The sequence below is a fragment of the Enterobacter sp. 186315 genome (assembly GCF_053290175.1).
This window is the reverse complement of sequence record NZ_JBPTTK010000019.1, coordinates 1-22657: the sequence shown is the minus strand read 5'-3', so window position 1 is coordinate 22657 and position 22657 is coordinate 1. Positions and strand designations below refer to the sequence as shown.

General features: G+C 56.9%; 21 protein-coding genes. 13 read left to right on the top strand and 8 right to left on the bottom strand.

The window, feature by feature from the left end:
* The first annotated feature begins 112 nt into the window (after window positions 1-112).
* From phnL to phnP, 5 genes are read left to right on the top strand one after another with little or no spacing between them, the layout of a single operon-like run.
* Window positions 113-793: a phosphonate C-P lyase system protein PhnL gene (gene phnL, locus ACSVHP_RS18050; RefSeq protein WP_447552621.1), complete on the top strand. Its 681-nt coding sequence runs from the start codon at window positions 113-115 to the stop codon at window positions 791-793.
* Complete coding sequence (phnM, locus tag ACSVHP_RS18045; RefSeq protein WP_447552620.1) at window positions 790-1926, top strand: alpha-D-ribose 1-methylphosphonate 5-triphosphate diphosphatase; 1137 nt, start codon at window positions 790-792, stop codon at window positions 1924-1926. The genes phnL and phnM overlap by 4 nt, the downstream gene beginning before the upstream one ends.
* Window positions 1926-2474, top strand: coding sequence for a ribose 1,5-bisphosphokinase (phnN, locus tag ACSVHP_RS18040; RefSeq protein WP_447552619.1), 549 nt, complete (start codon window positions 1926-1928; stop codon window positions 2472-2474). The genes phnM and phnN overlap by 1 nt, the downstream gene beginning before the upstream one ends.
* Entirely contained in the window at window positions 2467-2901 is a 435-nt protein-coding gene (phnO, locus tag ACSVHP_RS18035) for an aminoalkylphosphonate N-acetyltransferase (RefSeq protein WP_447552618.1), read from the top strand. The genes phnN and phnO overlap by 8 nt, the downstream gene beginning before the upstream one ends.
* Window positions 2902-2910: 9 nt before the next feature.
* On the top strand, window positions 2911-3669 hold the full coding sequence (gene phnP / locus ACSVHP_RS18030; RefSeq protein WP_447552617.1) for a phosphonate metabolism protein PhnP: 759 nt from the start codon (window positions 2911-2913) through the stop codon (window positions 3667-3669).
* Between the two features lie 28 nt (window positions 3670-3697).
* Here the strand turns inward: phnP and yjdP are convergent, their stop codons facing one another.
* Complete coding sequence (yjdP, locus tag ACSVHP_RS18025) at window positions 3698-4027, bottom strand: DDRRRQL repeat protein YjdP (RefSeq protein ID WP_447552616.1); 330 nt, start codon at window positions 4025-4027, stop codon at window positions 3698-3700.
* A 235-nt stretch (window positions 4028-4262) separates the two neighbouring features.
* Here yjdP and fdhF point away from each other — a divergent pair, with 235 nt between their 5' ends.
* From fdhF to ACSVHP_RS18005, 4 genes are all read left to right on the top strand, one after another.
* Entirely contained in the window at window positions 4263-6410 is a 2148-nt protein-coding gene (gene fdhF / locus ACSVHP_RS18020) for a formate dehydrogenase subunit alpha (RefSeq protein WP_234676050.1), read from the top strand.
* A gap of 297 nt (window positions 6411-6707) precedes the next feature.
* A protein-coding gene (locus ACSVHP_RS18015; protein WP_085956500.1) for an IS3-like element ISKpn8 family transposase occupies window positions 6708-8077 on the top strand; the annotation gives its coding sequence in 2 pieces (ribosomal slippage) (window positions 6708-7188 and window positions 7188-8077; 1371 coding nt in all).
* 100 nt (window positions 8078-8177) lie between these two features.
* On the top strand, window positions 8178-8330 hold the full coding sequence (locus ACSVHP_RS18010) for a Hok/Gef family protein (protein WP_447552615.1): 153 nt from the start codon (window positions 8178-8180) through the stop codon (window positions 8328-8330).
* A 121-nt stretch (window positions 8331-8451) separates the two neighbouring features.
* Window positions 8452-9126, top strand: a complete 675-nt coding sequence (locus ACSVHP_RS18005; RefSeq protein WP_447552614.1) for a tetratricopeptide repeat protein — start codon at window positions 8452-8454, stop codon at window positions 9124-9126.
* Window positions 9127-9207: 81 nt separating this feature from the next.
* On the opposite strand, the gene gltP is transcribed toward ACSVHP_RS18005, so the two are convergent.
* Window positions 9208-10521, bottom strand: a complete 1314-nt coding sequence (gltP, locus tag ACSVHP_RS18000; RefSeq protein WP_447552613.1) for a glutamate/aspartate:proton symporter GltP — start codon at window positions 10519-10521, stop codon at window positions 9208-9210.
* Window positions 10522-10944: 423 nt separating this feature from the next.
* Here gltP and acs point away from each other — a divergent pair, with 423 nt between their 5' ends.
* The 3 genes from acs (at window position 10945) to actP (ending at window position 15000) form a co-directional block, all read left to right on the top strand.
* Window positions 10945-12903: an acetate--CoA ligase gene (acs, locus tag ACSVHP_RS17995; protein WP_447552612.1), complete on the top strand. Its 1959-nt coding sequence runs from the start codon at window positions 10945-10947 to the stop codon at window positions 12901-12903.
* Window positions 12904-13039: 136 nt separating this feature from the next.
* Window positions 13040-13354 carry a DUF485 domain-containing protein gene (locus ACSVHP_RS17990; RefSeq protein WP_234676041.1) on the top strand — a complete coding sequence of 105 codons (315 nt, stop codon included), beginning with the start codon at window positions 13040-13042 and terminating at the stop codon, window positions 13352-13354.
* Complete coding sequence (gene actP, locus ACSVHP_RS17985; RefSeq protein ID WP_417313233.1) at window positions 13351-15000, top strand: cation/acetate symporter ActP; 1650 nt, start codon at window positions 13351-13353, stop codon at window positions 14998-15000. Before ACSVHP_RS17990 ends, actP begins: the two co-directional genes overlap by 4 nt.
* Before the next feature lie 32 nt (window positions 15001-15032).
* Here the strand turns inward: actP and ACSVHP_RS17980 are convergent, their stop codons facing one another.
* The 3 genes from ACSVHP_RS17980 to ACSVHP_RS17970 form a co-directional block, all read right to left on the bottom strand.
* The gene (locus ACSVHP_RS17980) at window positions 15033-15992 is read right to left on the bottom strand and encodes a DUF4431 domain-containing protein (RefSeq protein ID WP_447552611.1); all 960 of its coding nucleotides are present in this window, start codon (window positions 15990-15992) and stop codon (window positions 15033-15035) included.
* An 80-nt stretch (window positions 15993-16072) separates the two neighbouring features.
* Window positions 16073-16762 carry an LrgB family protein gene (locus ACSVHP_RS17975; RefSeq protein ID WP_447552610.1) on the bottom strand — a complete coding sequence of 230 codons (690 nt, stop codon included), beginning with the start codon at window positions 16760-16762 and terminating at the stop codon, window positions 16073-16075.
* Window positions 16755-17165, bottom strand: a complete 411-nt coding sequence (locus ACSVHP_RS17970) for a CidA/LrgA family protein (RefSeq protein ID WP_234676038.1) — start codon at window positions 17163-17165, stop codon at window positions 16755-16757. The genes ACSVHP_RS17975 and ACSVHP_RS17970 overlap by 8 nt, the downstream gene beginning before the upstream one ends.
* 102 nt (window positions 17166-17267) lie before the next feature.
* On the opposite strand from ACSVHP_RS17970, the gene ACSVHP_RS17965 reads away from it, so the two are divergent.
* Window positions 17268-18170, top strand: coding sequence for a LysR family transcriptional regulator (locus ACSVHP_RS17965; protein WP_417313234.1), 903 nt, complete (start codon window positions 17268-17270; stop codon window positions 18168-18170).
* A 46-nt stretch (window positions 18171-18216) separates the two neighbouring features.
* Here ACSVHP_RS17965 and ACSVHP_RS17960 read toward each other — a convergent pair whose 3' ends face one another.
* The 3 genes from ACSVHP_RS17960 to ACSVHP_RS17950 all read right to left on the bottom strand — a co-directional run bounded on the left by ACSVHP_RS17960 (window position 18217) and on the right by ACSVHP_RS17950 (window position 22332).
* Window positions 18217-19863 carry a Na+/H+ antiporter gene (locus ACSVHP_RS17960; protein WP_234676034.1) on the bottom strand — a complete coding sequence of 549 codons (1647 nt, stop codon included), beginning with the start codon at window positions 19861-19863 and terminating at the stop codon, window positions 18217-18219.
* A gap of 149 nt (window positions 19864-20012) precedes the next feature.
* Entirely contained in the window at window positions 20013-21362 is a 1350-nt protein-coding gene (gene ghxP / locus ACSVHP_RS17955) for an NCS2 family permease (protein ID WP_234676032.1), read from the bottom strand.
* Window positions 21363-21660: 298 nt separating this feature from the next.
* Window positions 21661-22332, bottom strand: coding sequence for a glutathione S-transferase family protein (locus tag ACSVHP_RS17950; RefSeq protein WP_417313236.1), 672 nt, complete (start codon window positions 22330-22332; stop codon window positions 21661-21663).
* Between the last annotated feature and the right edge of the window lie 325 nt (window positions 22333-22657).

The following is a 22657-nucleotide window of genomic DNA, read 5'->3' as shown; positions in this document are numbered from 1 at the left end:
GGGCGCTGTTTTGCCGGGTGGCGGCTGCGCCTTACCCGGCCTACACGGTGCGATATTCGTTTTGCCGGGTAAGCGAAGCCGCCACCCGGCATAAAAACCCCGCGAGGCCAACATGATCCACGTTGAAAACGTCAGTAAAACCTTCGTACTCCACCAGCAAAACGGCGTACGGCTGCCGGTGCTGCAAAACGCCTCTCTTGAGGTCACTCACGGCGAATGCGTGGTGCTGCACGGCCACTCCGGCAGCGGTAAATCCACCCTGCTGCGCTCCCTGTACGGCAACTATCTGCCGGACGAAGGGCACATCCGTATTCGCCACCGCGACGAGTGGGTCGATCTGGTACAGGCTCCGGCGCGCAAGGTGCTGGACGTGCGCCGCTCGACCATCGGCTGGGTCAGCCAGTTTTTACGGGTGATCCCGCGCGTGTCCGCTCTCGACGTGGTGATGCAGCCGTTACTCGATCTCGGCGTGCCGCGCGATACCTGCGCCGCCAAAGCCGCCAGCCTGCTGACGCGCCTGAACGTGCCGGAACGCCTGTGGCACCTCGCCCCGTCGACCTTTTCCGGCGGCGAGCAGCAGCGCGTCAATATCGCGCGCGGCTTTATCGTCGACTACCCGATTTTGCTCCTCGATGAACCCACCGCCTCGCTGGACGGTAAAAACAGCGCCGCCGTGGTGGAACTGATCGAACAGGCCAAAGCGCGCGGCGCGGCGATCGTCGGGATCTTCCACGACGACGCCGTGCGCTCGCGCGTGGCGGACAGACTGCACCCAATGGGGACAACCGCATGATTATCAATAACGTTAAGCTGGTGCTGGAAAACGAGGTCGTAGACGGCTCCATTGAAATCCATGACGGTACGATCCGCGCCTACGCCGAAACCCAGAGCCGTTCCCCCGAGGCGATGGACGGTGAAGGCGGCTGGCTGCTGCCGGGGCTAATCGAGCTGCACACCGATAACCTGGATAAATTTTTCACCCCGCGTCCGAAAGTCGACTGGCCTGCCCATTCGGCGATGAGCAGCCACGACGCGCTGATGGTCGCCAGCGGGATCACCACCGTGCTGGACGCGGTGGCGATCGGCGACGTGCGCGACGGCGGCGATCGTCTGGAAAATCTGGAGAAGATGATCAACGCCGTCGAGGAGACCCAAAAGCGCGGCCTCAACCGCGCCGAGCACCGCCTGCACCTGCGCTGCGAGCTACCGCATCATACCACCCTGCCGCTGTTTGAAAAGCTGGTCGGGCGCGAGCCGGTCACCCTGGTCTCGCTGATGGATCACTCACCGGGACAGCGCCAGTTCGCCAACATCGAGAAGTATCGCGAATATTATCAGGGCAAATATTCCCTCAGCGACGTGGAGATGGCGCGCTATGAAGAGGAGCAGCTTCAGCTTGCCGCGCGATGGTCGCAGCCCAACCGCCAGGCCATCGCGGCGATGTGCAGGGATCGCAATATCGCTCTTGCCAGCCACGACGATGCCACACACGATCACGTGGCGGAATCCCACCGGCTTGGCAGCGTGATCGCCGAATTTCCCACCACGTTCGACGCGGCAGCAGCCTCCCGCAAACACGGAATGAACGTGCTGATGGGCGCGCCCAACATCGTGCGCGGCGGCTCGCACTCCGGCAACGTGGCGGCAAGCCAGCTCGCCTCCCTCGGCCTGCTGGATATTCTCTCCTCCGATTACTACCCCGCCAGCCTGCTCGATGCGGCGTTTCGCGTGGCCGATGATAAAGACAACGCGTTCACGCTGCCTCAGGCGATTCGGCTGGTGACGAAGAACCCGGCGGACGCGCTCAATCTTTCGGATCGCGGGGTGATTGCGGAGGGGAAACGGGCGGATCTGGTGCTGGCGCATCGTAAAGGCGAGCACATCCATATCGACCATGTCTGGCGTCAGGGAAAACGGGTGTTTTAATGGGAAAACTGATCTGGTTAATGGGGCCGTCCGGCTCCGGTAAAGACAGCCTGCTGTCGGCGCTACGAGAGCGGGAACATACGCGGCTGTTGGTGGCCCATCGCTACATCACCCGGGCGGCAAACGCCGGAAGCGAGAACCATATCGCCCTGAGCGAACAGGAGTTTTTCACCCGTGCCGGGCAGAACCTGCTGGCGCTCAGCTGGCACGCGAACGGCTTTTACTACGGCGTGGGAATAGAGATAGACCTGTGGCTGCACGCCGGATTTGACGTGCTGGTGAATGGCTCCCGCGCCCATCTGCCGCAGGCGCTGGCGCGGTATGAATCGGCTCTGCTGCCGGTCTGCTTGCAGGTATCGCCCGAGGTGCTGCGCAGCCGTCTGCAAAGCCGGGGGCGCGAGAACGCCAAAGAGATTGAACAGCGTCTGGAACGCGCGGCGCGCTATACCCCGTCGGCGTGCCACATCCTCAATAACGACGGAAGTTTGCTACAGTCAGTCGATAGCTTTTTATCGCTTATCCGCCAGAAGGAGACACAGCATGCCTGACTGCCAGCTTCGCCCCGCCGCTGCCGACGACGCGCAGATCGTCTATGCCCTGATCTGCGAGCTTAAGCAGGCCGAGTTCGATCATCAGGCCTTTCACGCCGGCTATCTTGCCAATTTGCAGGATCACAACATGCGCTATCAGCTGGCGGAGGTGGACGGGCAGATTATCGGCTTGATCGGCCTGCACATGCAGTTTCACCTGCATCACGCGCGCTGGATCGGCGAGATCCAGGAGCTGGTGGTGATGCCGCAGGCGCGCGGGCTGAAAATCGGCAGCCAGCTGCTGGCGTGGGCCGAAGAGGTGGCCCGCCAGGCGGGCGCCGAGCTGACGGAGCTGTCCACCAGCGTCAAGCGCACCGACGCGCACCGTTTTTACGTTCGCGAAGGATATACGCAGAGCCATTTCCGATTCACCAAACCGCTGTAGAGGTGCGTTATGAGTCTGACAATCACGCTGACGGGTACGGGTGGGGCACAGCTGGTGCCGGTGTTTGGCTGCGACTGCGCCGCCTGCCGCCGGGCGCGTTTACAGGAGGCCCATCGCCGCCGCCCCTGTAGCGCGGTGGTCAAATTCAACGACGCGGTGACGCTGCTGGATGCGGGCAACCCGCACCTGGTAGACGACCGGGCGGCGGGCAGTTTTCAGCAGTTTTTACTGACCCACTACCATATGGATCACGTCCAGGGGTTATTTACTCTGCGCTGGGGTGTGGGGTCGACGATCCCGGTGTACGGCCCGCCGGACGAGGCGGGCTGTGACGACCTGTTTAAGCATCCGGGCATTCTTGATTTCAGCCATAGGGTTGAGCCGTTTGTGGTGTTCGAGCTTCAGGGGCTGCGCGTTACCCCGCTGCCGCTGAACCACTCGAAGCTGACCTTCGGCTATCTGCTGGAAAGCGCCCACAGCCGGGTGGCGTGGCTGTCGGACACCGCCGGGCTGCCGGATAAGACCCTGAAGTTTTTGCTCAACAACCAGCCGCAGGTGATGATCATCGACTGTAGCCATCCTCCGCGCGTTCAAACCCCGCGTAATCACTGTGATTTAAACACCGTCAGAGCGTTAAACGAGGTGATTGGCTGTCCGCAGGTGATCCTGACCCACATCAGCCACGAGTTCGACGTGTGGATGATGGACAACCCGCTGCCCGAGGGCATCGAAGCGGGGTATGACGGGATGGTTTTAGTGCTGGATTAGCGTGCCGGGTGGCGGCAACAGGCCGCACTTATCCTCTGTCGTAATCATCCTCTAGCCGACGCTCGTCATCTTCCAGCTGGCGCCGGTCCTCATCAAGCTGGCGCTGGCGCTCGTCTAACCGCCGACGCCGGTCATCAAGCTGCCTGCGCCGCTCGTCGTACTGTCGGCTGTCGGTTTGACGGCTGCGATCGTAACGTTCGTCGTCATCGTCATTATTGCTGCGGCTGCTGTTGGGGTTATAGGCGTCATTGATCGCCTGCTGAATGTTGCCAATAGCATCATCAATAACATCGGCGTGGGCCAGCTGGCTGGTTAAGGTAAGCGAAGCAAATAACAGCGCGGTTGAGTAACGTTTCATAAGGCCAGTCTCGCAGGTGGGCTGGCTTTACGGTAATTAACCCTTCTCCTGAGAAGTAGCAGAGAAATCCCAATCCCTCGGCACACGCGTCGACACGTCAATTTTGACGATTGTCTGTTTTTCGTCAGGGTTTTTCGTGCATATCGCCCGTAAAGTCTGGAGATACCCACAATAAAAACATGGCATAGAAGCTGCATAATGGGTGTGAAAGAACTGATTAACTGGAGCGAAAGCGATGAAAAAAGTCGTCACGGTCTGCCCTTATTGTGCCTCAGGTTGCAAGATAAACCTGGTGGTCGATAACGGCAAAATCGTCCGGGCGGAAGCGGCGCAGGGTAAAACCAACCAGGGCACGCTGTGCCTGAAGGGGTATTACGGCTGGGATTTTATTAACGATACCCAAATCCTGACCCCGCGCCTGAAAACCCCGATGATCCGCCGCGAGCGCGGTGGCAAGCTGGAATCCGTTTCCTGGAACGAGGCGCTGGACTACGTGGCCACGCGCCTGAGCGCCATCAAGGCCAAATACGGTCCGGATGCCATTCAAACCACCGGCTCCTCACGCGGTACGGGTAATGAAACCAACTATGTAATGCAAAAATTCGCGCGCGCCGTTATTGGAACCAATAACGTCGACTGCTGCGCTCGCGTCTGACACGGCCCATCGGTTGCAGGTCTGCACCAGTCGGTCGGTAACGGCGCAATGAGTAACGCGATTAACGAGATTGATAACACCGATCTGGTGTTTATCTTCGGCTATAACCCGGCGGATTCTCACCCTATCGTCGCGAATCACGTCATTCGCGCTAAACAGAACGGGGCAAAAATCATCGTCTGCGATCCGCGTAAAATCGAAACTGCGCGCATTGCGGATATGCACATCGCACTGAAAAACGGCTCGAACATCGCGCTGTTGAATGCGATGGGCCACGTCATTATTGAGGAAAACCTGTACGACAGCGCCTTTGTGGCGAGCCGTACCGAAGGCTTTGAAGAGTATCGCAAAATCGTCGAAGGCTATACGCCAGAGTCGGTAGAAGCGATCACCGGCGTCAGCGCGCTGGAGATCCGCCAGGCAGCCCGCATGTACGCGGGGGCAAAAACGGCCGCCATTCTGTGGGGCATGGGCGTCACCCAGTTCTATCAGGGTGTCGAAACCGTACGCTCCCTGACGAGCCTCGCGATGCTGACCGGCAATCTGGGTAAAGCGCACGTCGGCGTGAACCCGGTGCGTGGGCAAAATAACGTTCAGGGTGCCTGTGATATGGGTGCGCTGCCGGATACCTATCCGGGCTATCAGTACGTGAAGTTCCCGGAAAACCGCGCCAAGTTCGCGAAGGCCTGGGGCGTGGAGAGCCTGCCGGAACATACCGGCTATCGCATCAGCGAGCTGCCGCACCGTGCGGCGCATGGCGAAGTGCGCGCGGCCTACATCATGGGTGAAGATCCGCTGCAAACCGACGCCGAGCTGTCTGCGGTGCGTAAAGGCTTTGAGGATCTGGAGCTGGTGATCGTCCAGGATATCTTTATGACCAAAACCGCGGCGGCGGCGGATGTGATTTTACCGTCAACGTCATGGGGCGAGCATGAAGGGGTCTACACAGCGGCAGACCGTGGCTTCCAGCGCTTCTTCAAAGCGGTAGAGCCGAAGTGGGACCTGAAAACGGACTGGCAGATCATCAGCGAAATCGCCACCCGCATGGGTTATCCGATGCACTACAACAACACGCAGGAGATCTGGGACGAGCTGCGCGGCCTGTGTCCGGACTTTTACGGCGCAACCTATGAAAAAATGGGTGAGCTGGGGTATATCCAGTGGCCGTGCCGCGATGAGTCAGAGGCCGACCAGGGAACGTCGTATCTCTTTAAAGAGAAATTCGACACCCCGAACGGGCTGGCGCAGTTCTTCACCTGCGACTGGGTTGCGCCAATCGATAAGCTCACCGATGAGTATCCGATGGTGCTCTCCACCGTGCGTGAAGTGGGCCACTACTCCTGTCGTTCAATGACCGGCAACTGTGCCGCACTGGCGGCATTGGCGGACGAACCGGGCTACGCGCAGATCAACACGGCGGACGCACAGCGTCTGGGCATTGAAGATGAGGCGCTGGTGTGGGTGAACTCGCGCAAAGGGCGGATCATCACCCGCGCGCAGGTAAGCGACAGGCCAAACAAGGGGGCGGTCTATATGACCTACCAGTGGTGGATTGGCGCCTGTAACGAGCTGGTGACGGAGAACCTGAGTCCGATAACCAAAACGCCGGAATATAAATATTGCGCCGTTCGCGTCGAGCCGATTGCCGATCAATATGCTGCCGAGCAGTATGTGATTGACGAATATAACAAGCTCAAATCCCGACTGCGTGAAAGCGCAATGGGGTGAAGCCGTTAATTAAACGCTGAATAAATGGGGTGATATATTCACCCCATTTTTATTTGTGCGTGTTTTATCAATAATGCCGATTAAAATTACGGAAGGCGGCTCGCAAAAAAATGTAAATAGCGCGGCGCATGAATTACATCTTTGCATTTTAATTCAGAGGGATAAGATGTGCGGCGGGTGCTTAAGACTTTCTGTCTTGAGCATGGTTGAGGGACAGAAAGTGGAAAGCCCCGGGAAATGTGCATTTACCTGTACTGCACCCATTTTGTTGGACGATGAAATGGAATAGTCCCTGATATGTCAAAGCCAAAATACCCCTTCGAAAAGCGCCTTGAAGTCGTGAATCACTACTTCACAACTGATGATGGTTACAGGATCATCTCTGCACGTTTTGGTGTACCCCGAACCCAGGTCAGGACGTGGGTTGCCCTCTATGAAAAACATGGAGAAAAAGGTTTAATTCCCAAACCTAAAGGCGTTAGTGCTGATCCAGAGTTGCGCATTAAGGTCGTGAAAGCCGTGACCGAGCAGCAGATGTCCCTCAATCAGGCTGCTGCTCACTTTATGCTTGCTGGTAGTGGTTCTGTAGCCAAGTGGCTGAAAGTCTATGAGGAGCACGGAGAAGCTGGTTTACGCGCACTCAAGATCGGCACCAAAAGAAACATTACAATGTCAGTTGATCCAGAAAAAGCGGCGTTAGCATTGGAGCTGTCGAAAGACCGACGTATCGAAGATCTTGAAAGACAAGTTCGATTCCTTGAAATGCGGCTTACGTATCTAAAAAAGCTGAAAGCCTTAGCTCATCCCGCGAAAAAGTGAAAGTACTCAACGAGCTAAGGCAGTTTTACCCTCTTGATGAGCTTCTCAAGGCAGCGGAGATACCGCGCAGTACGTTTTATTACCATCTTAAGGCTCTCAGCAAGCCTGATAAGTATGCGGATGTTAAAAAGCGTATTGGTGAGATTTATCACGAGAATAAAGGTCGATACGGATACCGCAGGGTAACGTTGTCTCTCCATCGAGACGGGGAACGGATTAACCATAAAGCTGTTCAGCGCCTGATGGGAACCCTCTCGCTTAAGGCAGCGATTAAGGTCAAGCGATACAGCTCCTACAGAGGAGAGATAGGGCAAACCGCCCCCAATGTTCTCCAAAGGGATTTCAAGGCTACACGGCCAAACGAGAAGTGGGTTACCGATGTTACTGAATTTGCAGTCAATGGGCGCAAGCTGTATTTGTCTCCAGTAATAGATCTCTTCAACAACGAAGTTATTTCTTATAGCCTGTCGGAAAGACCTGTGATGAACATGGTCGAGAATATGCTCGATCAGGCATTCAAAAAGCTTAAGCCTCACGAGCATCCTATTCTGCACTCTGACCAGGGATGGCAGTATCGTATGAGAAGGTATCAAAACATCCTTAAAGAACAAGGTATTACACAGAGCATGTCAAGAAAAGGGAATTGTCTGGATAATGCAGTCGTGGAATGTTTCTTTGGAACCTTAAAGTCGGAGTGTTTTTATCTTGACGAGTTCAGTAATATAAGCGAACTGAAGGATGCTGTTACGGAATATATTGAGTACTACAACAGCAGAAGAATTAGCCTGAAATTAAAAGGTCTGAGTCCAATTGAATATCGAACCCAGACCTATGTGCCTCGTGTTTAACTGTCCAACTTTTTGGGGTCAGTACAACCCGAGGCTACCCCTCAACTACCCACAAGTTGAGAGTAGCCTCTTATTCTTATTTACACAAGGAGTAAAAGGCATGACGCCATTAAAAACTGCGTTAGGCATTGTTGTTATTATTTGCCTGACCATAGTGATATTCACCTTTATTAATCGCGGTAGATTGTGCGAGTTCACAATAAAGAGTGGAAATCATGAGGTGGCGGCTAAATTAGCCTGCCTCGCAGGCTAACCTCATCGGGCGGAACCTCTGTTCCGCCCGGCTTGTAGGATGCTGAGGTCTTAATGCACCCGTTTTTTTCTGCTGTCCGCGCGACTATACTGCGCGGCATGTACCCTAATGATAAGAATCCATGAAACACATTTATCTGCTGTTGTTCCTTTTTACCTCGCTTGCCCGTGCCGATGAGATTGGCAGTCAGTATAAAGCGCAGGCTGAAGCCGGCGATGCGCGCGCCCAGTATTATCTTGCCGACACCTACTTTAGCTCCGGCGACAGCGCACAGGCGGCGCTGTGGGCAGAGAAAGCGGCGAAAGGCGGCGATGTCGACGCGATGGGGCTGCTCTCGCAAATCCTCTTTACCGAGGGAAATTACGCGCAGGCGAAATCCCTCGCGCAGCAGGCCAATCTGGCAGGCAGCAAGCGTGGCGCCATTATGCTGGCGCGCCTGCTGGTTAACACTCAGGCAGGCAAGACCGACTACCCGCAGGCCATCCAGCTGCTGCAAACGGCGACGGAGGACATCGACAACGACTCGGCGGTCGACGCGCAAATGCTGCTCGGGTTGATTTACGCCAACGGCGTTGACGTGGCGCAGGATGATGTTAAAGCGGCGTCGTGGTTCAAACGCAGCTCGTCGCTGTCGCGCACCGGTTACGCCGAATACTGGGCGGGCATGCTGTTCCAGCAGGGTGAAAAAGGGTTTATCACGCCAAATAAACAGAAGGCGCTGTACTGGCTGAACCTGAGCTGTACCGAAGGGTTTGATACGGGATGTGAAGAATTTGATGCGTTGAGCGGGGAGTAACATGTCGGGTGGCGGCTTCGCCTTACCCGACCTAAAAGACCCGTAGGCCCGGTAAGCGCAGCGCCACCGGGCTTTTTTACATTACTGGTCCGCAGTCTTATCAAAACGACCCAGCACATCGCGTTCATACGCCAGCGCTTTTTTGCGGTCGAATTTGTGTTCCCACTTGGCAATCACCAGCACCGCCAGCGCGTTACCCACCACGTTCAGCGCGGTACGCGCCATGTCGAGGATACGGTCAACGCCCGCGATAAACGCCAGCCCTTCCAGCGGAATACCCACGCTACCCAGCGTTGCCAGCAGCACCACAAACGACACGCCCGGCACGCCGGCGATACCTTTTGAGGTCACCATCAGCGTCAGCACCAGCACGATTTCCTGCCACAGGGACAGGTCGATGCCGTACAGCTGGGCGATAAAGATAGCGGCGATACTCTGGTACAGCGTTGAGCCGTCGAGGTTAAAGGAGTAACCGGTCGGCACCACGAAGCTGGTAATCGAGGCAGGCGCGCCGTAGGCCTCCATTTTCTCGATAATACGCGGCAGCACGCTCTCGGAGCTTGCCGTGGAGTAAGCCAGAATCAGCTCGTCTTTCAGGATACGGATCAGGATCCAAATGCTCAGCCCGCACAGGCGCGCCACGATGCCCAGCACCACCAGCGCGAAGAACAGGATCGCGAAGTGAACCAGAATCACCAGCTTCGCCAGCGGCCACAGGGAGGCGAAGCCGAAGTTCGCCACGGTAACTGCGATCAGCGCAAACACCCCGACCGGCGCGTAGCGCATCACCATGTGGGTCACTTTGAACATGGTTTCAGAGATAGAGCGGAACACGGTCACCAGCGGTTCGCGGTGCGTGGCAGGCAGAGAAGAGAGCCCCAGACCAAACAGCACCGAGAAGAAGATGATAGGCAGCATCTCGCCCTTCGCCATAGAGGCGATAATGTTGGTCGGCACCAGCGACAGGATGGTTCCCATCAGGCCGTGCGCATGGCTCTGCACGTCTGCGGTCGTACTTTGGTATTTCGAAATATCCACCGTCGCCAGCTGGGACATATCAATACCCGAGCCCGGCTGGAACACATTCGCCAGCGTGATGCCAAGAATGATGGCCACCGTGGTGATCACTTCGAAATAGATAATGGTTTTCGCGCCGATACGGCCAAGCTGTTTCGCATCGCCTACACCTGCGATACCGACCACCAGCGTCGAGATCACAATGGGCACGACAATCATCTTGATCAGATGAATAAAGATGTCACCCGCCGGAGAGAGCAAATTGGCAATCAGCCACTCGCGGCTGTCGCTGTGATAGTGGAGATAGCTGCCCAGCAGGATGCCCAGCACCAGAGCCAGCAGGATTTGCCAGGCCAGGCTGATTTTAACGTTTTTCATAGAAACTGACTTCCTCAATGAAGCCCTCACATCACCTGAACTGCATGAATATGAAGACATACTGAAAGGGTATGAATTGTGTTGCGTTGGTTTATGGGATTTTTTAACGCGGCGTATGAGTATCATTTGCACGGCCTGCTGCGCAAGCCTTAAAGAACGGGGCATTTGACTGCGAAAAGTCACTATGACGCTAATTTGTAATAATTCGCATAAATAACCTTTTGTTATAAAAAAGATTTTTTTCACCTAAATGTGAATAATCTTTCCGCTGAATTATTTCCCTTCAAAGTTTCATTCGCTCATTTTTCATACTCTTCAGGCAATGCGTGATCTGCCGCCCAAATAATAAACAAAGCTTGTAAAGCCCCTACTCTTAACGTTTTTGCGACATATTATTAACATCTTACAAGGAGAAAAAAAGCCATGAGCCAAATACATAAACACAAGATTCCCGCCACTATTGCGGAACGTTGCCTGATCACCCCGGAGCAGTACCACGAGAAGTATCAGCAATCCGTTTCCAGTCCTGACGCTTTCTGGGGCGAGCAGGGCCACATCCTTGACTGGATAAAACCCTATCAGAAGGTTAAGAACACCTCGTTTGCCCCCGGCAATGTCTCGATTAAATGGTATGAAGACGGCACGCTGAACCTGGCGGCAAACTGCCTGGATCGCCATCTGGCCGAGCGCGGCGACGAAACGGCGATTATCTGGGAAGGCGACGACGCCTCGCAGAGCAAACACATCTCCTACAAAGAACTGCACCGCGACGTCTGCCGCTTTGCCAACGTGCTGCTGCAACAGGGCATTAAAAAGGGCGACGTGGTGGCGATTTATATGCCGATGGTGCCGGAAGCGGCGGTGGCGATGCTGGCCTGCGCGCGTATCGGGGCCATTCATTCCGTCATTTTCGGCGGCTTCTCGCCGGAGGCGGTGGCCGGGCGTATTGTCGACTCCAGCTCTAAGCTGGTGATCACCGCTGACGAAGGCGTGCGCGCCGGACGCGGCATTCCGCTGAAGAAAAACGTCGACGACGCGCTGAAAAACCCGAACGTTACCACCATCAGCAACGTCATTGTCCTTAAGCGCACCGGCGGCAAGATCGACTGGCACGAAGGCCGCGACCTGTGGTGGAGCGACCTGATTGAAAACGCCAGCGACCAGCACCAGCCGGAAGAGATGAACGCGGAAGACCCGCTGTTTATCCTTTACACCTCCGGCTCCACCGGCAAGCCAAAAGGGGTGCTGCACACCACCGGCGGCTACCTGGTGTATGCCGCCACCACCTTTAAATACGTCTTCGACTACCATCCGGGCGACATCTACTGGTGTACCGCAGACGTGGGCTGGGTCACCGGTCACAGCTACCTGCTTTACGGCCCGCTGGCCTGCGGGGCGACCACGCTGATGTTTGAGGGCGTGCCGAACTGGCCAACCCCGGCGCGCATGTGTCAGGTGGTGGACAAGCACCAGGTCAATATTCTCTACACCGCGCCAACGGCGATCCGTGCCCTGATGGCGGAGGGCGACAAGGCTATAGAAGGTACTGACCGCTCGTCCCTGCGCATTCTCGGTTCCGTCGGCGAGCCGATCAATCCGGAAGCCTGGGAGTGGTACTGGAAGAAGATCGGCAACTATAAATGCCCGGTGATGGATACCTGGTGGCAGACCGAAACCGGCGGCTTCATGATTACCCCGATGCCGGGCGCAACCCAGCTGAAAGCGGGCTCAGCGACCCGTCCGTTCTTCGGCGTGCAGCCTGCGCTGGTGGATAACGAAGGCAATCCGCAGGAGGGCGCAACCGAGGGCAACCTGGTGATCGTCGACTCCTGGCCGGGCCAGGCGCGCACGCTGTACGGCGACCACGAGCGCTTCGAGCAGACCTATTTCTCGACCTTCAAAAACATGTATTTCAGCGGCGACGGCGCACGTCGTGATGAAGACGGCTATTACTGGATCACCGGGCGCGTTGACGACGTGCTGAACGTGTCCGGCCACCGTCTGGGCACGGCGGAAATTGAATCGGCGCTGGTGTCGCATCCGAAGATCGCCGAAGCGGCGGTGGTGGGCATTCCCCACAACATTAAGGGCCAGGCGATTTACGCCTACGTCACGCTCAACCACGGCGAAGAGCCGTCGCCGGAGCTGTATACCGAGGTGCGCAACTGGGTACGAAAAGAGATTGGCCCGCTTGCCACCCCGGACGTGCTGCACTGGACCGACTCGCTGCCGAAAACCCGCTCCGGCAAGATCATGCGCCGTATCCTGCGCAAAATCGCGGCAGGTGACACCAGCAACCTCGGTGATACCTCGACGCTCGCCGATCCTGGCGTGGTGGAAAAACTGCTCGAAGAGAAGCAGGCCATCGCGATGCCATCGTAACCTGTTTTCCCCCTCTCCCTGTGGGAGAGGGCCGGGGTGAGGGCATCAGACTTCACCTTCCTCCCCTCACCCTAACCCTCTCCCCATAGGGGAGAGGGGATAAAATAAACCAACCTTACCTCTGGAGATTTCTGTGATGAATAACGATATTTGTCAGCAGATAGAGAACAGTGCGCACTACAGGGAGCTCGTCGAAAAACGGCAACGGTTTGCCTTCTTACTGTCCATCATCATGCTGATCATCTACGTCGGCTTTATTCTGCTGATCGCCTTTGCTCCGCACTGGCTCGGCACACCGCTTCATGCAGGCACCAGCGTCACGCGCGGCATCCCGATTGGGATCGGCGTGATTGTGATTTCGTTTGTGCTGACGGGCGTCTACGTCTGGCGCGCCAACGGTGAATTCGATCGTCTTAACAACGCGGTTCTGCGTGAGGTAAAAGCATCATGAAGCGAGTCCTGACGGCGCTAGCCGCCACACTTCCCTTTGCCGCGAACGCCGCCGATGCCATCACCGGCGAGGTGCAGCGTCAGCCGACCAACTGGCAGGCGATCATCATGTTCCTGATTTTCGTGCTGCTGACGCTCTACATCACCTACTGGGCGTCGAAGCGCGTGCGTTCGCGTAACGATTACTACACCGCGGGCGGCAACATTACCGGCTTCCAGAACGGGCTGGCGATCGCGGGCGATTTTATGTCGGCGGCGTCGTTCCTCGGAATTTCTGCGCTGGTTTACACCTCCGGCTACGACGGGCTGATTTACTCCCTCGGCTTCCTCGTGGGCTGGCCGATCATCCTGTTCCTGATTGCCGAGCGCCTGCGTAACCTGGGTCGGTTCACCTTTGCCGACGTGGCGTCGTATCGCCTGAAGCAGGGGCCGATCCGTATCCTCTCCGCCTGCGGTTCGCTGGTGGTGGTCGCGCTGTACCTGATTGCGCAGATGGTGGGTGCAGGCAAACTTATCGAGCTGCTGTTCGGCCTGAACTACCACGTCGCGGTGGTGCTGGTCGGCGTGCTGATGGTGATGTACGTCCTGTTCGGCGGAATGCTCGCCACCACCTGGGTGCAGATTATCAAAGCGGTACTGCTGCTGTTCGGCGCGAGCTTTATGGCCTTTATGGTAATGAAGCACGTCGGCTTTAGCTTCAACAACCTGTTCACCGAAGCGATGGCGGTTCACCCGAAAGGGGAAGCGATCATGAGCCCGGGCGGGCTGGTGAAAGACCCGATATCCGCGCTCTCGCTGGGGCTGGGTCTGATGTTTGGTACGGCGGGGCTGCCGCACATCCTGATGCGTTTCTTCACCGTGAGCGACGCGCGTGAGGCACGTAAGAGCGTCTTCTACGCCACCGGCTTTATGGGCTACTTCTACATCCTGACCTTTATCATCGGCTTTGGCGCGATCATGCTGGTGGGGGCGAACCCGGCGTTTAAAGATGCGGCGGGCGCGCTGATTGGCGGCAATAATATGGCGGCGGTGCATCTGGCTGACGCGGTGGGCGGTAACCTGTTCCTCGGCTTTATCTCCGCCGTGGCCTTCGCCACCATCCTCGCAGTGGTTGCCGGGCTGACGCTGGCGGGGGCGTCTGCGGTATCGCACGATCTCTACGCCAACGTGTTCCGCAAAGGGGCAACCGAGCGCCAGGAGCTTAGAGTCTCCAAAATCACCGTGCTCATTCTGGGCGTGGTGGCGATTCTGCTGGGGATCCTGTTCGAGAAACAGAACATCGCCTTTATGGTGGGGCTGGCCTTCTCGATTGCGGCAAGCTGTAACTTCCCGATCATTCTGCTCTCCATGTACTGGTCAAAACTGACCACTCGTGGCGCGATGATTGGCGGCTGGCTCGGCCTGCTGACGGCGGTGATCCTGATGATCCTCGGCCCGACCATCTGGGTGCAGATCCTCGGTCACGAAAGCGCCATCTTCCCGTATGAATACCCGGCGCTGTTCTCGATCGCCGTCGCGTTTATCGGGATCTGGGTCTTCTCCGCCACCGACAACTCGCCGGAAGGCAACCTGGAACGCGAGAAATTCCGCGCCCAGTTTATCCGTTCACAAACCGGCCTGGGCGTTGAGCAGGGCCGCGCGCACTAACCCTTTCTCCCCGGCCGTCTGGCCGGGGAACTTCAGCCTGCGGAATAGCTTTTAACCAGCCTGAGCTTTCCATTTATCAGGTTGAAGACATAGCCAGAGGAGTGCTCGCAATACTCCGGGAAGTCGGGGAGTTGCGCATTAGAATCGCTGCCCCGAAAAACCCATAAACTGTTTTCATCAAGTCTGCCGCCAGCGACATCATCACAAACAACGCCCACCTCATGCCGCTTGCCGTTTTCGAGATAATAATAACGCCCATCCTCCGATGCCAGATGGTACTGACGCTTTTGCGCCTCCTCCGACAGCGAATTTATCCTGTGCTCATTCACCGTGTAATTCGTGAAATTAAGTTTGATATCAACGAGCGGTTGTAATCCTTTAATTATCGCGTCTGAATATTTATCGAATAATTTTTCGGTAAATGGAGTGGAATAGTTTAAGGATTCGTCATAGATCATAAAATCATAAAGGTGACCGTCGAAAGGGAATACAAAAAATGTTTTCAATTCCGCCACATTTCGCTCACGCAGCACCTGCTGAAAACGCTGAAACTGAAGCAGTACGCTCTTTTTTTGCGAAGCCGTTTTAATGGGTTCGATAACACCAGCCTCTTCCACTAAGAGCAGAATCGGCGTAGCGTGCCGACCCGTTTGGGCATACATCGCTTTGCCTGTCACGACAATATTTTTACCCACCATGCCGCTAAGTTCAGCGTTAGAAACCTGACTTTTCGTTGAAGCGATCGTCTGCACGTCACTAACGGTCAATTCTTCATTATCAACAGTACAGCTAATCGGCTCATCAAGTTCCAGAATGGAATAGTTCAATGCTTCGTCACCGGTTTCAATACTTTCGTAATTAGGCGGACCGGCATAGACTTTTTCCATCAATTTACCCTTCAATGCAATAGACTCATCCTCCGCAGGACAATCAGCATTAACGACCTGGCTAAAGATCAGCGCAGGTAAAAAAATCCATTTTAAATAATTCACGTTTTGTATCCCTACCATGCAGTTTCGCGACGCAATATTGTAAGGACTACGCAAATCAATAACTATCCGCGTATTAAAAATCAGAACAACGCCCACGCCACCAGCGGCGCAATCAGTACCATCACCACGCCGGACAGCATCATCACCAGGCTTGCGACAACGCCCTCCTGCTGACCGAGCTCATAGGAACGCGCGGTGCCCGCGCCGTGTGAGGCCGCGCCAAACCCGGCCCCTTTTGCCATCCCTTCGCGGATCGACAGGCGCAGAAACAGCATATCTCCCACCGCCATGCCGAACACCCCGGTGACCACCACAAACAGCGCCACCAGATCCGGCTGACCGCCGAGCGGTTTGGCCGCCGCCAGCGCAAACGGCGTAGTAACGGAGCGCACGGCCAGGCTGCGCTGAATTTCATCGGAGAGGGTAAACAGCCGCGCCAGCCAGACGGAGCTGCACACCGCTACCACCGTAGCGGTCACCACGCCCGCGCTGAGCGACATCCAGTGGCGTTTGATAATCGCCAGGTTGTCGTAAACCGGAACCGCAAAGGCGATGGTCGCCGGGCCGAGCAGCCACAGCAGCCAGTGGGATTCGCCGATGTAGTTCTGCCAGGAGATATGCCCGAACACCAGCATCAGCACCAGCAGGATCGGCGTGAACACCAGCGGCATCAGCGGCAGCGCGTGAAAGCGGCGATAGAGGCGTTTGTTGGCGAAGTAGATAACCAGGGTGGCAACCAGGCACAGGACGCTTATCTGGAAGTTAGTCATGCTTCTGCCTGCTGATTTCAAAGCGATAAACTTTATCCACCACCCAGGCGGTAGCGCCCAGCACCATCAGCGTGCTCAGGGCGATCACCGCGAATATGCGCCAGCCGTCCACCATCAGCAGCTGGGCGTAGTTCACCACCGCCACCACCGCCGGAACGAAGAACAGCAGCATTTCCGCCAGCAGCCAGCGAGCGCCCGCGCGCACCCAGTTAAGCGGGATTACGCGGCACAGAATCAGCGTCAGCATTAAAAGCATTCCCACCAGGTTGGCGGGCAGCGGCAGGTGTAGCCAGGTGACAAGATATTCCGCAAACACGAACAGCGCGGCATAGAGCAGTACCTGAACCGGTACCTGAAGTCGTTGCACAACGGCAGGCGTAACACGACTTAACGCCACGGCCATGGGGGATTTCCTCAAAAATGAGATGGAGCGCCAGTATAGCGAGCGCACGGAGTGGGCTGAAATGAATTAAAATCATCGAATGCATAGTTCCGAGGAATAATCATGGACATAAGAACGCTGCGCTATTTTGTCGAAGTGGTTCGTCAGCAGAGTTTTACCCGCGCAGCGGAAAAGTTGTTTGTGACCCAGCCTACCATCAGCAAGATGCTGAAAAACCTCGAAGATGAGCTGAACTGCACCCTGCTGATCCGCGACGGACGCAAGCTGCTGCTGACCGACACCGGACGAGTGGTGTTTGAACGCGGGCTGGCGATCCTCGCCGAATTCCGCCAGCTGGAGGCCGAGCTTGGCGATATCAATCATCTGAACAAAGGCATTCTGCGCCTCGGCATTCCGCCGATGGTGGGAATGATGATGGCCGGGCCGATTAGCCTGTTTCGCCAGCGCTATCCCGGCGTCGAGCTTAAAATATCCGAGTTCGGCGGCCTGACCGTTCAGCAGGCGGTGATGAACGGCGAGCTGGACGTGGCGATGACCGCGCTGCCCGTTGAAGAAGAGAGCGGGCTGGCTTCGCTGCCGCTGTTTAGCCATCCGCTGTGCGTGCTGGTGCCGCGCTCCGGCGAGTGGCTGCATATCGATTCGGTGCAGCCTGAGCGCCTCGGCGAGCATCCGCTATTAATCTATAACGAAGATTTCGCCCTGAGCCGCCAGCTGATGGCGCTGTTCAGCCAGCACAACGTTAAACCGCGCATTGCGGTGCGCAGCGGCCAGTGGGATTTTCTCGCGGCGATGGTGCAGGCGGGCGTGGGGATTGCCATTTTGCCGCAGCCGATTTGCGAGCGGCTGGACAAGAACACGCTGCGCTGGATCCCGCTTGAGAGCGATTTGTACTGGCAGCTGGGGATGATCTGGCGGGAAGGGGTGTATTTGTCGCACAGCGCGAAAGCGTGGCTGGAGTGCTGTGAGGGGTTTTGGGTTTCCCCTCACCCTACCCCTCTCCCATAGGGAGAGGGAACCGATCGAGCCCCTATGGGGTGAGGGGGAAAACGGACTACTGATTCTCTATCAACAGCGCTTCCAGCAGGTCCAGATCGTGCAGCAGCTTTTGCAGCGTTTCGTTGCTGATCTGTCGCGTGGCGCGCAGGTGGTACAGCTCTGCACGCTCCGAACGTAAGGCCGCGAGGCGGAAGCGGCGCTCCAGATTCTCTTCCTGAAGCGAACTCTCCACGTCATTGCGCCCGTCCGCACGGCGGCGCAGGTTACCGATGACGCGCGAGCTCACCTCGGTCAGCAGCTGGTTATCGATGTTCTCTTCGGCATCGGCGGCCAGACGTTCTTCCATTTTCTGGATCGCCACAATCGCCACTTCAGCCGTTGCCGCGCGGGCAATACGCTCCTCTTTATGCTGCTGCGATGAGTCGCCGGTGTCGATATGCTGAAGCAGGATCGGCAGCATCACCACGCCGACAAACAGGGAGAACAGAATCACCCCTGCCGCCAGGAACACCAGCTCGTAACGCGCCGGGAAGACGTCCCCGGTCGGCAGCAGCAGCGGAATGGAGAGCACACCGGCCAGGGTGATTGCACCGCGAACCCCGGCGAACGAGGCGATCAGCAGTTCACGCGTGGTCCAGGAGCCAAACTCCATCGGCTTTTTCTTCAGGAAGCGCTTGCTGAACTTCTGCATCGTCCACAGCCAGCCGAAGCGCACCAGCATCAGCGCGATATAAATCAGCACGATATCGGTGAACAGCATCCAGGTTTCGACGTTCGGATCGGCCTCTGCCGCCACCAGCGAAGACTCCAGAATGCCCGGCAGTTGCAGGCCCAACAGCAGGAACACCATGCCGTTAAACACGAATTCGAGCATCGCCCAGGTGCTGTTGGCACGCAGGCGCATCGCCAGCGGCGCGCGGCGCATCACGCCAGAGCGGGTGATGGTCATCCCTGCCGCTACCGCCGCCAGAATGCCCGACACGCCAATGTGTTCAGCGATCAGGTAAGAGGCGAACGGCAGCAGGAACAGCAGCACGATCTGCGTAGCGGGTTCATCACCGCCCCAGCGGCTGAGGAAGCGCAGCGAGCGGCCATACAGCCAGCTCACCACGAAGCCCGCCAGAATACCGCCGATGGCGACCTTGAAGAACTCCAGCGTCGCGCCGCCAACGGTGAAGACCATCGTCCCCATCGCTACCGCCACGGCAAACTTCAGGGCGACCAGGCCGGAGGCGTCGTTCATCAGCGCCTCGCCCTGCAAAATGCCCATAATTTTTTTCGGAATGCGCCCTTCCCCCACGATGCCGGACAGCGCCACGGCATCGGTCGGGGAGAGCACGGCCGCCAGCGCAAAGGCCGGAATGAGCGGAATGCCCGGCACCGCCCAGTAGATCAGGAAGCCAATCCCGACGACGGTGACCACCACCAGCGCCAGCGCCAGACCTAAGATCTCTCGCCCGTGTTCGAGGAATTCACGCGTTGGGGTTTTCCAGCCGTCGGCGAACAGCAGCGGCGGAATAAAGAGGACCAGGAACAGTTCCGGATCGAACTCGACGTGTAACCCAAACGTCGGCCAGGCCAGCAGCGCACCAATGGCGATTTGCATTAACGGCAGGGGTAACTGGAAGGGCAGTACGCGAGTAACTACCCCGGACAGAGAGACCACCAGGGTCATGATGAGTATTGTGAAGAAAATTTCCATGCGTTCCCTGTTTGCAATGTGTCTTATGTACAACGGAAGGCGTCGTGCCTTAATTCTATCTTCCTGAGAGTAACGCAAATGACAACAATCTGTGTTCCGAAAATAAAAACGGGCGGCCAAAGCCACCCGTTTTCGCATAAATCGATAACTTAAATCGCCCAGCCGCCCGCGTAGAAGGCCACCAGCGCGATGGCAATCACCACCGTGCCGATGTTCAGCTTGCGCCATTCGCCTGACACCAGACGACCAATCACCAGAGAGGCAAAGCCAATCATGATGCCGGTGACGATGTTGCAGGTGAGCACGATGAACACCGCGGTGATCAGGCCGGACATGGCGTCGACGAAGTCAGCGAAGTCGATTTTCGCTACGTTGCTCAGCATCAGCAGGCCAACATACATCAGCGCAGGCGCCGTTGCATAGACAGGCACGAGGTACGAAAGCGGAGAAAGGAACAGGATCAGCAGGAACAGCACGCCGACGGTGATTGCCGTCAGGCCGGTTTTGCCGCCCGCCGCCGTACCCGCTGCGGATTCGATGTATACCGCCGCAGGCGCTGCGCCCACCAGGCCGGAGAAGACGCTGCTCAGGGAGTCGGTGGTCAGCGCTTTGCCGCCGTCGATAATCTGGCCGTCTTTATCAAGCAGGTTCGCCTGACCGGCCACCGCACGGATGGTACCGGTAGCATCAAACACCGCGGTCATCACCAGCGCCAGAACGCTTGGCAGGATCACCGGGTTCAGCGCGCCCACGATATCCAGGCTGCCAATCAGGGAGTTGCCGTTTTCATCGCTCAGGGATGGCATGGCGAAAATGCCGGAGAAGTGGACGTTCGGATCGAAAATCAGACCGACAACCGAGATACCGATGATGGTCAGCAGAATGCCGCCCGGCACCTTCAGTTTTTCCAGACCGATAATCACCGCCAGGCCAATCAGGGACATGATCACCGGGAAGCTGGCAAAGTGGCCCAGCGCAACCGGCAGACCGTCCAGCGGGTTCTTGATGACCAGACCCACGCCGTTGGCGGCGATCAGCAGCAGGAACAGGCCGATACCGATACCTGTGCCGTGCGCCACGCCCTGCGGCAGGTTGCGTAAAATCCAGCTACGAATGCCGGTGGCGGAAATGACGGTGAACAGCACACCCATCAGGAATACCGCGCCAAGGGCAACGGGCACGCTGATGTGCTGACCCAGCACCAGGCTGAAGGCGGTAAACGCGGTCAGCGAGATGGCGCAGCCGATAGCCAGCGGCAGGTTCGCCCACAGGCCCATCACGATGGAGCCGACGCCGGCGACCAGACAGGTCGCCACGAAGACGGCCGCAGGCGGGAAGCCCGCTTTACCCAACATGCCCGGCACCACGATGACGGAGTAAACCATCGCCAGAAACGTGGTCAGACCGGCAACGACTTCCTGTCGCACGGTGCTGCCGCGAGCAGAAATTTTAAACATGGCGTCGAGTGAACCGCCATTACGCGCAGAAGGCGTAGACATAGAAAACATCCCCTGAGAATTTTTATAGAGCGTCTGTAAGTCGTGGTGGAGACTCCACTGCCAGCAAAACGTCAAATCCTTGTGCTACGTTTGCGACGAATAGGGGCGTCACAAAAAAAGCAAACGTTTAGCTCCGCGCTTACAAAACGGGTGGTCAAAAAAGGCAAACGATTATCTAGCCTAATCACCGCCCTTTTCAACTGAACTTTCTCCTTTTTCGCTAAAATTCACATCCAAAGATGAAGAAATAACCAGAGGATGCGCAAACGTTATCGTTGGTGCGCAATTTAGTTACATTTCACGCCTCGCCGGGAAGGGTTAACGGCCCACCCTGCTCCAGCGTTTTTTGCCAGGCCGGGAGCGCTTCTACCTTTTCCTTCCACGCCCGGGTATGCGGCAGGTTGTCGATCCCCCCGCGCGCCAGCAGGGCAAAAATAGGGAAGCTCATCTGGATATCGGCCATGCTCAGCGCGTCACCGGCAAACCAGCGGTTCTGCGCCAGATGCGATTCAATAAAACGCGCGTGGGTTTCAAGCTGGCGGTTAAGGTAGGCTTTTTGCACCCCCTGCCCCAGCGCCTTGCCGATGGTGCGCAGCCCGAACGGAACGGGCGGTTTACCCAGGCTGTTGAACACCAGCTTCATGAGCAGCAGCGGCATCAGGGACCCTTCGGCGTAGTGTAGCCAGAAGCGATACTGCACTTTGTCGGCAGGATCCTGCGGCTTGAGGCGCGATTCGCCGTCGTAGGTCTCTTGCAGGTACTCAAGAATGGCCCCGGACTCGGCAAGGACCAAGCCGTTATCCTCAATGACCGGCGATTTCCCCAGCGGATGCACTTTTTTGAGCGACTCCGGCGCAAGCATGGTTTTTTCGCGCTGGTAGCGAACAATCTCATAGGGCAGAGCGAGTTCTTCCAGCGCCCAGATTACGCGGTGAGAGCGCGACTGGTTAAGATGGTGGAGCGTTAGCATCGGTTTCTCCTTAATGGCTACGCCTTAACTATAGAAAATCGAACAACATCGCGAAAAAATTTTGGCTAAAAAGGAACCGTCTGCGCTGGCGAAAAACGGGGTCTTGCATAGAATTAAAGTGTCGGCACAATCCGGAACCTCCCCAACTTGCTCGACACGAGGGGTGCTGATGTCGGGGGAAACCCTCCTGTGAACCAGCGGGATAGAGAGAAAGACAAAGACCGGGAAAAACTAAAGCGCCCTTAGTGGCGCTTTAGTTCTTTGTGCGGTGCGGTTTTTTGCCGGGTGGCGCTGCGCTTACCCGGCCCACGTTCGTGCGGTGCGG